This is a genomic window from Salidesulfovibrio onnuriiensis, from assembly GCF_008001235.1.
In the GTDB taxonomy this organism is placed as follows: domain Bacteria; phylum Desulfobacterota; class Desulfovibrionia; order Desulfovibrionales; family Desulfovibrionaceae; genus Pseudodesulfovibrio; species Pseudodesulfovibrio onnuriiensis.
In genome coordinates this window covers 425406-438637 of record NZ_CP040751.1, presented here as the reverse complement: position 1 = coordinate 438637, position 13232 = coordinate 425406, and the positions used below count along the sequence as shown (strand labels likewise).

The window sequence follows — 13232 nt, the reverse complement described above, 5'->3', positions numbered from 1 at the left end:
AAACCTCCGAAAAGCAGTTTGGCCGCCAGGCGGCTTTTGCGGCTTTGTAGGAGATTTCTAGGATCCGGATCCACGGATTCGGGCTGAAACGCCTTTTCGGAGGGTTGAAATGCCGGTTCGCCGGACTGAAACGCGGGCCCGGTTCAGGCCTTTTCCGGGATGCGCAGCCGGATGGAGGTGCCCTGGCCAGGAGCGCTGGTCACCTCCGGGCTGTACTGCGGCCCGTAGATCTGCTCCAGGCGGCTCAGGCAGTTGCGCATGCCGATGCCGTCGTGCAGGGAGTCCGCGCATTCGCGGGAGAGCACGCGCGCCACGGTTTCCGGGTCCATGCCCACGCCGTTGTCCGAGATGGTCACCTCCAGGCAGTCGTCCCGCCGGGCCGCGCTCACGCGCACGGTGCCTCCCCGCTCCTGGGCCAGCACCCCGTGGCGGATGGAGTTTTCCACCAGGGGCTGGATGATGAGCGGCGGAATGGGCCAGGCCAGGCAGCCGTCGGCAATGTCCATGTCCACCTTGATGCGTTCCCCGAACCGGGCCTGCTCGATGGCCAGATAGGAGCGCACCTGCTCCAGCTCTTCGCTCAGGGGGATGAAGCCCCGGCTCAGGTCCAGGTTGCGGCGCATGTACAGGGAAAGGTCCATGAGCAGTTCGCGGGCCCGTTCCGCGTTGGTGCGGCAGAAGCTGGTGATGGTGTTCAGGGAGTTGAACAGGAAGTGCGGGTTGATCTGGGACTGGAGGCGGCGGATTTCCGCATGGGCCAGCATCTGCTCCTTGACCTGGATGTCCTCCAGCTCCAGCTGGGTGGAAAAGAGGTTACCCAATCCCTTGGCCACCTCGAACAGGGTGTTGTTCAAAGGCCGCGTGGCGCTGCCGTAGAACTTGAGCGTACCCACGACGCCGCCGTCCTTGTGCAGGGGCACGATGATGCCCGAGGTCATGGGACAGGCCGCATGGTTGCAGCCGATCTCCCGGGCCGTGTGCAGGAACACGGCTTCGCCGGTTTCCAGGACCCGGCGGGTGGCGTCCGTGCGGATTTCGTGGCCGGGCAGGTGGTGGTCGCCGCCCTCGCCCACGTGGGCCAGCACGTTGCGGGTGTCGGTGATGGCCACGGCCCCCACGCCCACGCGCTGGTGGATGATTTCGGCCGTGGCTTCCGCCGTGGCGCGGCTCAGGCCGGACCGCAGGTAGCTGACCGTCAGGTTGGCTATATCCAGGATCAGCTGCGCATGCAGTGATTCCCGCCGTTCCCGGTCGCGGGAAAAGATGTTGATGACCTCCACGAACAGGGCCGCGCCCACGCTGTTGACCAGGAGCATGGGCGGCGCGATGAGCCGCACCAGTTCCACGGCATCGGCAAAGGGCCGGGCCAGGAGCAGCAGCAGGAGCATGTGCACGGTCTCCCCGAGCACGGCCAGGCCCGCGGCGATGCGCCAGTTCATGGCCCGTTCGCGCAGCCACAGGCAGACCATGCCCGCCGCCAGCCCTTCCAGGGCCGTGGCAATGCCGCAGGGCCAGGCGCTGAACCCGTGCAGGTCCGTGGCGATGCGGTGCGCCCCGGCAATGAGCCCCGCGCCGATGCCCACCACGGGGCCGCCGAACAGACCGCCGGTGATGACCACCATGGCGCGCAGGTTGGCCACGGACTGGAACACCGAGTTGCCGGTGTAGGTGCCCAGGATGCCGAAGGTGCCGAAGAGGAGCATGACCAGCACGGTGCGCCAGCGCGATTCCACGCGGGAAAAGTCCATGCGCTGCACGGGCGTGATGGTCATGAGCAGGAAGACCACGCCCACCATGAGGCCGAAGCGTTCGGCCAGGGCCAGTATGATTTCAAAGGTATCCATGTATTACAGTTCTATGGCGTCCTTGAAGTCCCGCACCCGGGACTTGCTGACGGTGATTTCGGTTTCCCGGGCGTCGGCCATGGTCAGCACGTACTTGCCGTTGAACCACGGCGCATAGGTGCGCACCTGGGCCAGGTTCACGAGCTGGGAGCGGTTGGCCCGGAAAAAGGCGAACCCGTCCAGGCGCTCCTCGAGCCGGTCCAGGGTCAGGTCCGCGGCGCAGGGAAAGAGGCCGTCGCGGGTTCCCGCGTGGACCCGGCGGTTCTCGTAGTTGAAGTAGACCACCTCGCGGGGGCTCAGGAGTACGTTGCGGCCCGAATGCTCCACGCTGATGCGGGTGATGCCCTTTTTGATGCCCACCCCGGCCAGCAGCTTGCGCAGGGCTTCGCCCGTGTCGTCCCGCTCCTTGGGGGAATCCTCCCGGAGCCGGGCGCGGGCGCGGTCCAGGCTGGTGGCCAGCCGGTTTTCGGCCACGGGCTTGAGGATGTAGTCCACCGCGTTCTCCTCGAAGGCGCGGATGGCGTATTCGTCGTAGGCCGTGGCAAAGATGACCAGGGGCGGATGCTCCATGCCCATCACGTCCCCCAGCACGTGGAAGCCGTTCCTGCCCGGCATCTGGATGTCCAGAAAGACCAGGTCGGGCTCGTGCCTGCGGATGGCCTTCACGGCCTCGGCCGCGTTGCCCGCCGTGGCGACGATCTCCACGTCCGCATGGGATGAGAGCAGATAGGCCAGCTCGTCCCGGGCGGGCGGCTCGTCGTCCACAAGGATGGTTCGAATGATATCGGTCATGGTGCACCCCCGGCCTCGGGGTCGGGCGAGGCCTTGAAGCACCAAGTAAGGCATGAACGCTCGGTTGGCAAGGGCCGCGCAGGGGGGCTTGTCTCCTCCCTGCGCGGCCGAGTGTTTCTTGTGCGGCTATTTGCCCTTCACGTACCAGCCCGAGGACTGGGTGAGCAGGGACTGGATGCGGCCCACCAGGGCGTGCGGGTCGGAGAGGTAGCCCTCGAGCAGCAGCGCGGACTCGTAGAGCTGCTGCGCGGCCTGCTCGATGAACGGGTCGTTTTCGTCCCGCTTGAAGATGTCGATCATGTTGCGCACCAGCGCATGGTCCGGGTTGACCTCCAGCACCTTGACCGGAATGGAGGTGTCCTTGGACATGGCGCGCATGATCTTGTCCATGGAGCTGGTCACGTGGCCGTCTGGGTTGGACAGGCAGACCGGCGAATCCGAAAGGCGCTTGGAGGCCTTGACCTCGGAAACCGCGCCGCCCAGCACGTCCTTGATGCGTCCCAGCAGCTTGTCGAGAACCGAGGCGTCGTCGGAGGACAGGTCTTCCACGTCGTCCTTCTTCTCCAGGGTCTCGAACTCGTCCAGCTTGGCCGGGTCCGCGTGTTCCGCGGCCACCAGCTTGAATTCCTTGAATTCGCGGATGGTGTCCATGGCGAATTCGTCGATGGGCTCATAAAGGTAGAGCACCTCGATGCCCTTGCGCCGGAAGATCTCCAGGTGCGGGTTGAGGGCCAGGGCCTCGCGGGACGCGCCGTAGGCGTAGTAGATTTCCTTCTGGCCCTCCTTGGCGCGGGACACGTAGTCGGCCAGGGAGGACAGGGCTTCGGCGTCGTCCGAGGCCGAGGAGTTGAAGCGCACCAGCTCGGCGTAGCGGTCCTTGTGGATGAAATCCATGTACCCGGCCTTGAACAGGGTGCCGTGCTCCTTCCAGAACTCGGCGTAGCGGTCGGCGTTGTCCTTGGCCAGCTTTTCCAGGTGGGAGAGTACGTGCTTGGTGAGCGTGGAGGCGACTTTGCGCATGACCACGTTGTCCTGCAGGGTCTCGCGGGAGATGTTCAGGGGCAGGTCCTCGATATCCACCACGCCCTTGACGAAGCTCAGGTACTCGGGAAGCAGCTCCTTGTTCTGGTGCTGGATGAGCACGCGGCGCGCGTAGAGGTCCAGGCCCCAGTTGTCGCGGTTCATGCTGGTCATGAAGTCCGTGCTTTTCCGCGGCACGAACAGCAGGGCGTTGAACTGCACGGGAGCATCCACCGAGGTGTGGATGGTCTCGAAGGGGTCCTCGCCGTCAAAGGTCAGGAACTTGTAGAACTCGGCGTACTGCTCGGGCTTGATCTGGAACTTGGGCTCGCGCCACAGGGCGGGCACGGTGTTGACCCGTTCCTCCTCCACGAAGATGGGGAAGTTCACGAAGTTGGAGTGCCTGTTGATGACCGACTTGAGGTGGGCCGTGTTGGTGAACTGGTCCTTGAGGTCCTCCTTGAGCCGGACCTCGATGCGGGTGCCGCGCGGCAGGTCCTCGTCCAGCTCCTGCAGGTCGTAGTCGGTGCGGCCGTCCGAGACCCAGCGCACGGGTTTGGCGTCCCTGTCCATGGAGCGGGTGGTCACGGCGACCTCGTCGGCCACCATGTATGCGGAATAGAAGCCCACGCCGAAACGGCCGATAAGGGCGTCCAGGGATTCCTTGCCCTCCTGGGCCAGCCTGGTCAGCTCGGCCGTGCCCGAATGGGCGATGGTGCCGATGTTGGCCATGACCTCATCGGCGGTCATGCCGATGCCCGTGTCCGTGATGGTCAGGGTGCCCGCGTCCTTGTCCGCGCTGATGCGGATCTCCAGCGGCAGGTCCTCCCCGCCGTTTTCGGAGCTGCTGGACTTGAAACGGTATTTTTCCAGTGCGTCCGAGGCGTTGGATACCAGTTCGCGCAGGAATATTTCCTTGTTGGTGTACAGGGAGTGGACCAGGATATCCAGGAGCTGGCTGATCTCGGCCTTGAATTTGTGTGTGCTTTTCTTACCCATGTTTCCTCCTTACCTTATGCAAACGACCGCGAAGAGCGGCCCTTGCGGGCCGCCCGTCCGGCATGAACTATTTGGGAATGGCAAGCGCGCCTTCCGGGTGATGGCTATCCCGAAAGGATGTCCGCGCCAGAGGCTTAGGTAGTTACTGTCCTGATCTTGTCAAGGAGGTACTTTTCCATTTCGCGGCGGTCCTTGCGGAGCCGGACCATTTCCGCTTCCATGATGCGCAGCTTTTCCTTGAGCTCGGCGTTTTCCGTGCGCAGGCTTTCCAGGTCGTCGTGGCCGGAGGTGATGCGGCTCATGACCTGCTGCACCTCGTCGCGGATGGAGGTGAGTTCCTGGGCGCTGGGCGCTTCGGGATTGAGCACGTTGCGGATGCCTTCGCCGATGGATTTGGCGATCTCCATGCCGATGGCCGAGGCCATCTGCATGGCGTTGTCCATGCCGGCGGCGGGCATGGCGGCGCTTTCGCTGAGGGCGGGCACCGCGTCCGCCTGGAGCGGGTAGGACTGGCTGAGGTGCTCCATGACGTCGCGGGCCGTGTGGCCCTCCTTGAGCATGCGGGAGATGACCGAAAAGACTTCCACGGCATCGGGCTTGAATCGCTTCTGGCGGCCCCTGCCCACGCTGGGCAGATGCTGTGCAAACCGGTTTTTCCAGTAGTGCACCGTGGACTCCGGCAGCTCGAGCTCCCTCGCTATCTCGGCCACCGAAAGCAGTTTCTTCCCTGTCATGGTTCACCCCTCTTGCGGTCGGTTGTTGTTCTTCATTGGAGTACCGATTTTGCACGAGCAATGCAACCCCTTCTGCAAGATTTATCCGCTTGAATTTTGTAGCTTTTCTTCTTCATGTGTTCTGTTGTTGCTTAAATCTTGATTTTTTCTAGACTTTTTCGCTTCAAGCAAGTCTTTATAGATATTTTCTATGTGAACAATATAATTATATACAAGATAGCTATTTGTGTTTCCGCATCAAATCATGTCTATAGTTTTCCATTGGGGATTTTGTGCCCTCCATGGAGCTTTTATGAAACGTCTGCTTATATCCAGGCATCTGTACATTGCGGCCCGCATTCTGCTGGCTGCCGTGTTCGTGTATGCGGGGGTGGGCAAGCTGGCCGACCCGCAGGGTTTCGCCGTGGTCATTGCCGGCTACGGCCTGACCCCGTCCTGGGCCGACCTGCCCCTGGCCGTGTGCCTGCCAGCGCTGGAGGTTCTGGCGGGAATCGGCCTGGTGTTTGACATCAAGGGCTCTCTGGGACTGATCGTGGCACAACTGCTGGTGTTCGTGGGCGTCCTGGCCTACGGCATCCATCTCGGGCTGGACGTGGATTGCGGCTGTTACGGGCCCAACGACCCCGAAGGCGAGGCCTATCACGGGCTCAAGACCGCTTTGGTGCGGGACCTGTTCCTGCTTGCGGCCTGTGGCTACATGATCTGGCGGCGAAAGGCCGCCCGGGTTGCCCCCGTTCCCGCGTCCCGTTTTCTGCAACTGGTTACTCGAAGGAGAAACACTCGTGATTAAAAGGAATTTCCTGTTTGCGCTGGTGGCTGTCGTGGCCCTGTCTTTCCTGGGCGGCTGCCTCGGTTCCGGCAAGTTCAAGGATGAAGTGGAAAAGGAAAAGAGCGCCGTCAAGCTGGTCAGGGAAATGCAGCGCGGCGACTACGACATCATCGACACCGCCGGGCTCAAGGCCCTCATGGACAAGGGCACGGACATGCTCGTCGTGGACACCATGCCCTACGAAGCCAGCTTCAAGAAGAATCACGTTCCCGGCGCCGTCGCCTTTGAATTCCCCATCCCGGACATGAACGAATGGGACAATGCGCAGACCGCGGGCAAGTCCCAGGAAGAATTCATCGAGCTGCTCGGACCGGACAAGGACAAGCTCCTCGTGTTCTATTGCGGCTTCGTGAAATGCACCCGCTCCCACAACGGCGCTGTCTGGGCCAAGAAGCTCGGCTACACCAATGTTGTGCGCTACCCCGGCGGCATCTTCGCCTGGAAGGGCGCCGACTACCCCGTGGCAAGCGAAGAATAGCTTTCGTGAATGATCCCTTTCGGGGAGGGCCCTTGTGAAAAGGGCTTTCCCCGGCCCCCTGATTATAGAGCCCGGCCCAGGGAACCGTCCCTGGGCCGGGTTTTCTTGTGCCGGCGAGCGCATGAAAAAGGCCACCACGCGCAGCGTGATGGCCGATATTCCCTGACAGGGGCGTTTCTTCAAGGCCCCCTCTTCACCGTTCCCTATTTCGACTTGGCCGCCTCCTTGGCGGGGTTCTTCATGCTCACGGGCTGACCCGTGGATTCGAGCACCGCGCGCCAGTAGTTGGAGTTGATGTTGATAAACTTGCGTGCCCGGGTCATGAGCTGCATGGGGATGTGCACGTAGCGGCCGTTCCAGCGAGAGATGACCAGGCCGGTGCGGCCGGACATGCCCGCGTGCACGGCGTGGATGCCCAGGAACGAGCAGTAGATGCGGTCGTTGGCGTTGGCGGGCACCGAGCGGATGATGTAGCTGGGGTCGATGTACTTGAGGGTGGTCTCGATGCCCTGCTTGCCGAAATGGTCCTTGATGCCGTTGCGGATGGTCCCCGCGATGTCGCCCAGCACCAGGTTGCCGGATTTGTCCTTTTTGCCGGTCTCGCCGATGATGTTCTGGCCCGATCCCTCGGCCAGCACGATGACCGCGTGGCCGTTTTGGCGCATGCGCGCCTCCAGGTGCTGGAGAAATCCGTTTTCCCCGTCCAGGTCGAACTCGTCCTCGGGTACGAGCACGAAGTCCACGTCCTGCAGGGCCATGGCGCTCTGGGCGGCGATGAAGCCGGAGGCGCGGCCCATGACCTTGACCAGGCCGATGCCCCAGGGTGCGCCCGTGGCCTCCACGTGGGCGCAGCGGATGGCCTCGGTGGCCTTTTCCACGGCCGTGTCGAACCCGAACGAGGGCGAAGCGAACTGGATGTCGTTGTCAATTGTCTTGGGCAGGCCCACCAGGGCGATGGACAGCTTGCGCTTGCTGATCTCGGCCTGGACCTTTTCCGCGGCCTTGAGGGTGCCGTCGCCCCCGATCATGAACAGGATGGAGATGTTCAGGCGCTCCAGGGCGTCCACGATCTCCTCCACGTCCTGGGGTCCGCGCGAGGAGCCGAGCATGGTGCCGCCGAACTCGTGGATCTGGCCCACGTTTTCCGGGGTCAGCTCCATGACGTCGTAGCCCTCGGAGGGGATGAAGCCGGACAGGCCGTAGCGGATGCCGAGCACGGACGGCACGTGGTACTCGTGGTGCGCGGTCATGACGATGGCCCGGATCACGTCGTTGAGGCCCGGGCACAGCCCGCCGCAGGTAACCACCGCGCACTTGGCCTTGCTGGGGTCGAAATAGAGCTTTTCCCGGGGCCCGGCCATTTCGAAAAAGACGAGGCTGTCGGGCTTCTTGTTGCCCTTGGGAACCAGGCTGTCCTTGGAAAGGTTCACCAGGACGGCGTCTTCCTCGTCCACATAGCGGCCGTGCTTGAGCGGGCTGCTGACCTTGGGGAGGCCGAGGCGGGAAATGACCGTATCCTCTGCCTTGTACACTTTTTTCTTGCAAATTTGCGGCATGTGACGCTCCAAGTTTCGTGGGCGGTTGAGATTACTCGGACAATGCTATAAAGAAATGGGTACCTGGGCATATTATTAATAGAGGTACACGGGCACCCATGGCAAAACTCAACTGGAATCCCTGGATGGGATTGGACCTTTCCGCGGACGAGCAGCTCCGGGGGGACACCGCCGGACGGCCCGCCGCCGGCGACCACGGCGGCATGGCCTGGGCCCCCGCCGCCGACATGGTCGAGGACGAGAAGCGCATCACCATCCAGGTGGACGTGCCCGGCCTGAGCCTCGAGGACATCGGCGTGGAACTCCGGAAAGGCGAGCTGCAGCTCTACGGCCGCCGCCGCTTTGAAAAGGATGCCCGCAAGAACGTCTATCACATGCTCGAGCGCACCTACGGCCCGTTCGGCCGCACCTTTTCCCTGCCGCGCAACGTGGACCAGGACTCCATCCGCGCCCATCTCAAGGACGGCGTCCTGACCATCGTCATTTCAAAAAGCAAGCCCCGCCGCAGAACCATTTCCGTGGAATAGGCCAGTCAGTCTGCCTGTTCTTGTAGACGCCAAAAAGAGCCCGGGCAATGCCCGGGCCTTTTTTATTTTGACTAAAAAAAGCTCGTAAGGGAGAGCGGTTGGAAGGTTATTTCAGGTGGGACCGGATAACGGCGAAGAGCGGATTCGGCTTGCGGGGCACCCCGGGGTGTTCGCCGCGTTCCACGGCCTCCCAGTATTTCCAGCCCAGGGGCTTGGTGCCCACCTCGTAGTCGTAGCCGTCCCATTCGTCCTCGCGGAAGGAGTAAAAGGCCCAGTGGAGCTGGTTGTCGTCCAGGATGGCCAGCACGTCCTCCAGGTACTGCCTGCAGCCGGAATTGCGGCGCATGCAGCCGAATTCCCCGGCCACGATGCGGTAGCTGGGAATGTTGTGCTTTGCGGCCCACTGGAACAGCGGGGACATGTACAGCTCCAGGGTGTCCCGGTTCCAGTCCACTTCCTTGCCCGCAAAGGGGATCACGCCGGGGTAGACAAAGGGGTATTTGCGCTTTGCGTTGGCGTTGCTGGTGAATTTGTAGGGCTCGTACATGTGGAAGGAATAGAGCACGTTGGGGTCGGACAGGGCCCCGGGCCAGTAAGTGAAGGCCCCGGGCTGGGCGTACCAGCCGCCGTCCACCATGATGGGCATGTCCTTGTCCACCGTGCGGATGGCGGCGATGACCTCGGTGTAGAACTGGTAGAGGTCGGCGGCGGTCCCCCGGTGTTTCTCATACCAGGTCTGGTAGCGGGAGACATCGCCCAGCAGTTCGTGCTCGGCCACGCCGCGCCCCTTTTCCGGGGCGGGCTCGTTCTTGATGTTGTAGGCCACCAGGGCAGGGTGCCCGCCGAAGCGTTCGGCGATGTCACGCCAGTAGGCCTTGGTCTGGTTCCAGTATTTCCTGTTTTCCCACAGGCGGGAATCGAACCGGCCGCCGTTGTTCTGGCTCCAGCGCGCGCCGGGCAGGGACAGGGGGGTCAGCACCACCTTGAGGCCGTATTTGTGGGCCCAGTCCAGCACCTGTCCCAGCTCTTGCGCATCGGCCTCCACCAGGCCCCGGTAGTCGTCGGCGTCGCCCATGAGGAAGTCGTCCCGCTCGCCTTCCCATTTGTCGATGGCCAGCCGCACCCAGCTCACGCCCAGGTCTGCGGCGTCCTTGAACCAGGATTCCTCGGGAACCTTGTTGAAACAGTTGGTTCCGGTGCGTTGGGTTTTCCAGAAGTCTGCCGGTGTGGCGGCGTGCACCGCAAAGGAGAGCAGCGAGGTCAGCAGGAGCGCCAGAAAAAAGGCCGACGCGAGAATCTTGTTGTTCATAGAGGGGGTCAGTTCCTTTCGGAGGTTTTCGGAAGCGGCGGATGCGCCGCGTAAAGCAGGGATGTCCTTCATAGGAGAGGCTTCGGACGTTTTCAACATTGGTTGTTGGAAAATACGGTGGCAGAGGCTATAAAAACTGGACGTAGCTTTATCAAGCTGCGTTTTTCAGCCGAAAAACGAGGTGTTACGGCGAAAGCGGGCGAATGGAAAGAGCTTTTTCGCCCGATTTACAGCTTTGCGCTTCCCCAGTATGGTCCCCCACACAAAAGCAAGAGAAGGAGACCGACCATGAAAAATCCCCTTGATGGAGCCATTCTCCAGCGAGACAAGAAGACATACGCCATTGTGCCGCGCACGCCCGTGGGCATCGTCACCCCCCGGCAGCTGCGCGCCCTGGCCGCTGTGGTGGAAAGATACGAGGTGCCCGTGGTCAAGATCACCTCGGGCCAGCGCATGACCCTGGTGGGCATGGAAGAAGACGCAATCCCCAAAATCTGGGCCGACCTGGAAATGGAGATCGGCCGCGCCACCGAGCTCTGTCTGCACTATGTGCAGGCCTGTCCCGGCAACCAGGTCTGCAAGTTCGGCCTGCGCGATTCCCTGGGCTTCGGCATGGAGCTGGAAGAGGAATTCCTGGGCATGGACCTGCCCGCCAAGGTCAAGATCGGCGTGTCCGGCTGCCCGCTGTGCTGCGGCGAATCCCGCGTGCGCGACCTGGGGCTCATCGGCAAGAAGAGCGGCTGGACCGTGGTCATGGGCGGCAACGCGGGCAACCGGGTGCGCGAGGCCGACGTCATTGCCGAGGACCTCACCCGCGAGGAGGCCAAGGCGCTCGTCCGCAGGCTCATGGAATTCTACCGCGAAAACGGCAACAAGCGCGAACGCACCGCAAAGTTCATGGACCGGGTCGGGCTCGACACCGTGAAAGCGGGCGTGGGGCTGGAGTAACAGGACATGCTTGAATTCGCAGACGCCATAAAATTCGTCACCGACTTCGTGGGCTACATGGAATGGCCCGAACGGCTTTCCACCCTCACCGGGCTCATCTACATCGTGCTCAGCGTGCGCCAGAACCCGCTCTGCTGGCCCTTTGGCATCGTCAGCGTGGGCATCTGGATGGTGGTGGTGTTCATGGGCCGCATGTACATGGATTCGCTGCTCAATTTCGTCTACGTGGTACTCGGCTTCTACGGCTGGTACCAATGGCTGCGCGGCGGCGAGGACAAGACCCCGCTCAAGGTGCAGACCGTGGACCGGCAGCTCTGGGTCCGGCTGGCGGCCATCGGCGTGGCCACCACCATTCCCCTGGGCCTGCTTTCCCAGTTCGTGCTCAACGCCTCCTTCCCCTGGTGGGACACCATCACCACGGTCATCAGCCTCATCGCCCAGTATCTGCTGGCCAAGAAGTATCTCGAGAACTGGCTGCTGTGGATCGTGGCCGACGCCATCTACATCTGGCTGTACATTGCCAAGGGCTGGCACGGCTACAGCGTGCTCATGGCCGTATACACCTTCATGGCCGTGCTCGGCTTCTACGGCTGGTGGAAATCCCTCAAGGCGGACAGGGCGGCGGCATGACGGGAAGGGACGTGGTGCGCATCGTGGTGACCGGCTCGGAATGCACGGGCAAGTCCACACTGGCCCTGGCCCTGGCCGCCCATTTCGGGGTGCGGGCCGCGCCCGAGTTCCTGCGCCGATACTTTGAGATGAAAAACGGCGTCCTCACCCTCGAGGACGCCGTTCCCATCGCCCAAGGGCAGATCGCCGGGGAGGACGAACGCGAAATGGCCGGGGACAACCCGGTCATCTGCGACACCAACCCGCTCTCTTCGGTGGTCTACAACAACTATTACTACGGGTCCTCTCCGGCCTGGATCGAGGGCCGGCTGCAAAGCCGTTCCTACCACCACTACCTGCTCTGCGGCATCGACGTGCCCTGGCGGGCGGACGGCCAGCGCGACCGGCCCGGGGAGCGCGAGCACCTGCAGGGCCTGTTCCGGGCCGAGCTGGTGCGCCGGGGCTGCGCCTATACCGAGCTGTTCGGCGGCCCGGAGGCGCGGCTGGCCGAAGCCGTGCGCATTGTCGGCTCCCTACTCGAATAGATTCCTGATTTCCCGGATATCGCCGGTCATGCCCAGGGCGAGCATGAGCTGCAGCCGCGCCTTGGGACCGCCCAGGCGGCCGCAGTTGATGACGCCCTTGTTCATGAGGTCGGCCCCGCCGCCGGGGTACCCGTAGATGGGCCAGACGCCCCCCTCGATGCAGCGGGTGGCCAGGACCACGGGAATGCCCGCCCTGATGCAGCGCTCGATGCCGGACACTGCCCTGGGCGGCACGTTGCCCGCCCCGAATCCCTCGATAACCAGTCCCTTGGCCCCATTCTGCAGGGCGAAATCGATCATGGACGAATCCATGCCCGTGTAGCTGGTGAGAAGCGGCACGTTGGGTTCGATGCGGTCGGCGCACAGCTTGAGCCCGGGCTCGCTGGAGAGCGGGCACCCGGCCAGGACCACGGATTCGCCCGCCACGTAGCCGATGACGCCGGCCTCGCGGGATTCGAAGGCGTCCACGTTCAGGGAGTTGACCTTCACGGCCTCGCGGGCCGCGAAGATGCGGTCGGTCATGAGCACGCAGACCCCGGTGCCGGCGGGCAGGGGAAGGAGCACGGCGCGCACCGCGTTGATCAGGTTGCGCAGGCCGTCGTAGCCGGATTCGGAGTAGTAGCGCATGGAACCCGTGAGCAGTACGGGCTTGGGGGACTGCACCGTGAGGTCGGCCATGAAGGCGGACTCCACCAGCACGTCGGTGCCGTGCAGCACCACCGCGCCGAGCACGTTCTTCTCGTCCACGGCCGTCTGGATGTCCTTGGCCAGCCGGAACATGTCCTCGGGGGTCATGTGCGGGCTGGGCTTGTCGGACCAGAGCACGGGCCGCAGGGAAATGCCGTCGGGCTGGGGGGCCAGCTCGTTGAGCAGCCTGTCGAAATTGCCGCCGGGCGCCACGCCCGGAACGCCCGGGGCCGGGCTCATGCCAATGGTGCCGCCCGTGAAGAAAACCACTACCTCGCCGCTGCGCGAAATTGCCGCCATGTATTCAACCTCCGGAAATGTCAGTGGGACAGGTGTGGCAGAGAAACCGCCAAAG

General features: G+C 63.1%; 13 protein-coding genes. 6 read left to right on the top strand and 7 right to left on the bottom strand.

Going from position 1 to position 13232, the window contains the following annotated elements:
• Positions 1 to 143 precede the first annotated feature (143 nt).
• The 4 genes from FGL65_RS02000 to FGL65_RS01985 all read right to left on the bottom strand — a co-directional run bounded on the left by FGL65_RS02000 (position 144) and on the right by FGL65_RS01985 (position 5389).
• On the bottom strand, positions 144 to 1844 hold the full coding sequence (locus FGL65_RS02000; protein ID WP_147819389.1) for a LytS/YhcK type 5TM receptor domain-containing protein: 1701 nt from the start codon (positions 1842 to 1844) through the stop codon (positions 144 to 146).
• Positions 1845 to 1847: 3 nt separating this feature from the next.
• Complete coding sequence (locus FGL65_RS01995) at positions 1848 to 2636, bottom strand: LytR/AlgR family response regulator transcription factor (RefSeq protein WP_147819387.1); 789 nt, start codon at positions 2634 to 2636, stop codon at positions 1848 to 1850.
• Between the two features lie 126 nt (positions 2637 to 2762).
• Positions 2763 to 4655 (bottom strand): molecular chaperone HtpG, encoded by a 1893-nt coding sequence (htpG, locus tag FGL65_RS01990; RefSeq protein WP_147819385.1) that lies wholly within the window; start codon positions 4653 to 4655, stop codon positions 2763 to 2765.
• Positions 4656 to 4789: 134 nt separating this feature from the next.
• The gene (locus tag FGL65_RS01985; protein WP_147819383.1) at positions 4790 to 5389 is read right to left on the bottom strand and encodes a MerR family transcriptional regulator; all 600 of its coding nucleotides are present in this window, start codon (positions 5387 to 5389) and stop codon (positions 4790 to 4792) included.
• Between the two features lie 292 nt (positions 5390 to 5681).
• On the opposite strand from FGL65_RS01985, the gene FGL65_RS01980 reads away from it, so the two are divergent.
• Both FGL65_RS01980 and FGL65_RS01975 read left to right on the top strand, forming a co-directional pair.
• On the top strand, positions 5682 to 6179 hold the full coding sequence (locus FGL65_RS01980; RefSeq protein ID WP_147819381.1) for a MauE/DoxX family redox-associated membrane protein: 498 nt from the start codon (positions 5682 to 5684) through the stop codon (positions 6177 to 6179).
• On the top strand, positions 6175 to 6696 hold the full coding sequence (locus FGL65_RS01975) for a rhodanese-like domain-containing protein (protein ID WP_222705813.1): 522 nt from the start codon (positions 6175 to 6177) through the stop codon (positions 6694 to 6696). Before FGL65_RS01980 ends, FGL65_RS01975 begins: the two co-directional genes overlap by 5 nt.
• A gap of 203 nt (positions 6697 to 6899) precedes the next feature.
• Here FGL65_RS01975 and FGL65_RS01970 read toward each other — a convergent pair whose 3' ends face one another.
• Positions 6900 to 8252: an ATP-dependent 6-phosphofructokinase gene (locus tag FGL65_RS01970; RefSeq protein ID WP_147819379.1), complete on the bottom strand. Its 1353-nt coding sequence runs from the start codon at positions 8250 to 8252 to the stop codon at positions 6900 to 6902.
• 98 nt (positions 8253 to 8350) lie between these two features.
• Here FGL65_RS01970 and FGL65_RS01965 point away from each other — a divergent pair, with 98 nt between their 5' ends.
• Positions 8351 to 8779: an Hsp20/alpha crystallin family protein gene (locus tag FGL65_RS01965; protein ID WP_147819377.1), complete on the top strand. Its 429-nt coding sequence runs from the start codon at positions 8351 to 8353 to the stop codon at positions 8777 to 8779.
• 106 nt (positions 8780 to 8885) lie between these two features.
• Here the strand turns inward: FGL65_RS01965 and FGL65_RS01960 are convergent, their stop codons facing one another.
• The gene (locus FGL65_RS01960; RefSeq protein ID WP_147819375.1) at positions 8886 to 10088 is read right to left on the bottom strand and encodes a glycoside hydrolase family 5 protein; all 1203 of its coding nucleotides are present in this window, start codon (positions 10086 to 10088) and stop codon (positions 8886 to 8888) included.
• Between the two features lie 288 nt (positions 10089 to 10376).
• On the opposite strand from FGL65_RS01960, the gene FGL65_RS01955 reads away from it, so the two are divergent.
• The 3 genes from FGL65_RS01955 to FGL65_RS01945 are packed head-to-tail and all read left to right on the top strand — an operon-like array spanning position 10377 to position 12190.
• Positions 10377 to 11036, top strand: coding sequence for a nitrite/sulfite reductase domain-containing protein (locus tag FGL65_RS01955; protein WP_147819373.1), 660 nt, complete (start codon positions 10377 to 10379; stop codon positions 11034 to 11036).
• Positions 11037 to 11042: 6 nt separating this feature from the next.
• Entirely contained in the window at positions 11043 to 11666 is a 624-nt protein-coding gene (pnuC, locus tag FGL65_RS01950) for a nicotinamide riboside transporter PnuC (protein ID WP_147819371.1), read from the top strand.
• Positions 11663 to 12190, top strand: a complete 528-nt coding sequence (locus tag FGL65_RS01945; RefSeq protein WP_147819369.1) for an AAA family ATPase — start codon at positions 11663 to 11665, stop codon at positions 12188 to 12190. Before pnuC ends, FGL65_RS01945 begins: the two co-directional genes overlap by 4 nt.
• Here FGL65_RS01945 and FGL65_RS01940 read toward each other — a convergent pair.
• On the bottom strand, positions 12179 to 13177 hold the full coding sequence (locus FGL65_RS01940; RefSeq protein WP_147819367.1) for an asparaginase: 999 nt from the start codon (positions 13175 to 13177) through the stop codon (positions 12179 to 12181). The two genes, FGL65_RS01945 and FGL65_RS01940, sit on opposite strands and share 12 nt — an antisense overlap.
• Between the last annotated feature and the right edge of the window lie 55 nt (positions 13178 to 13232).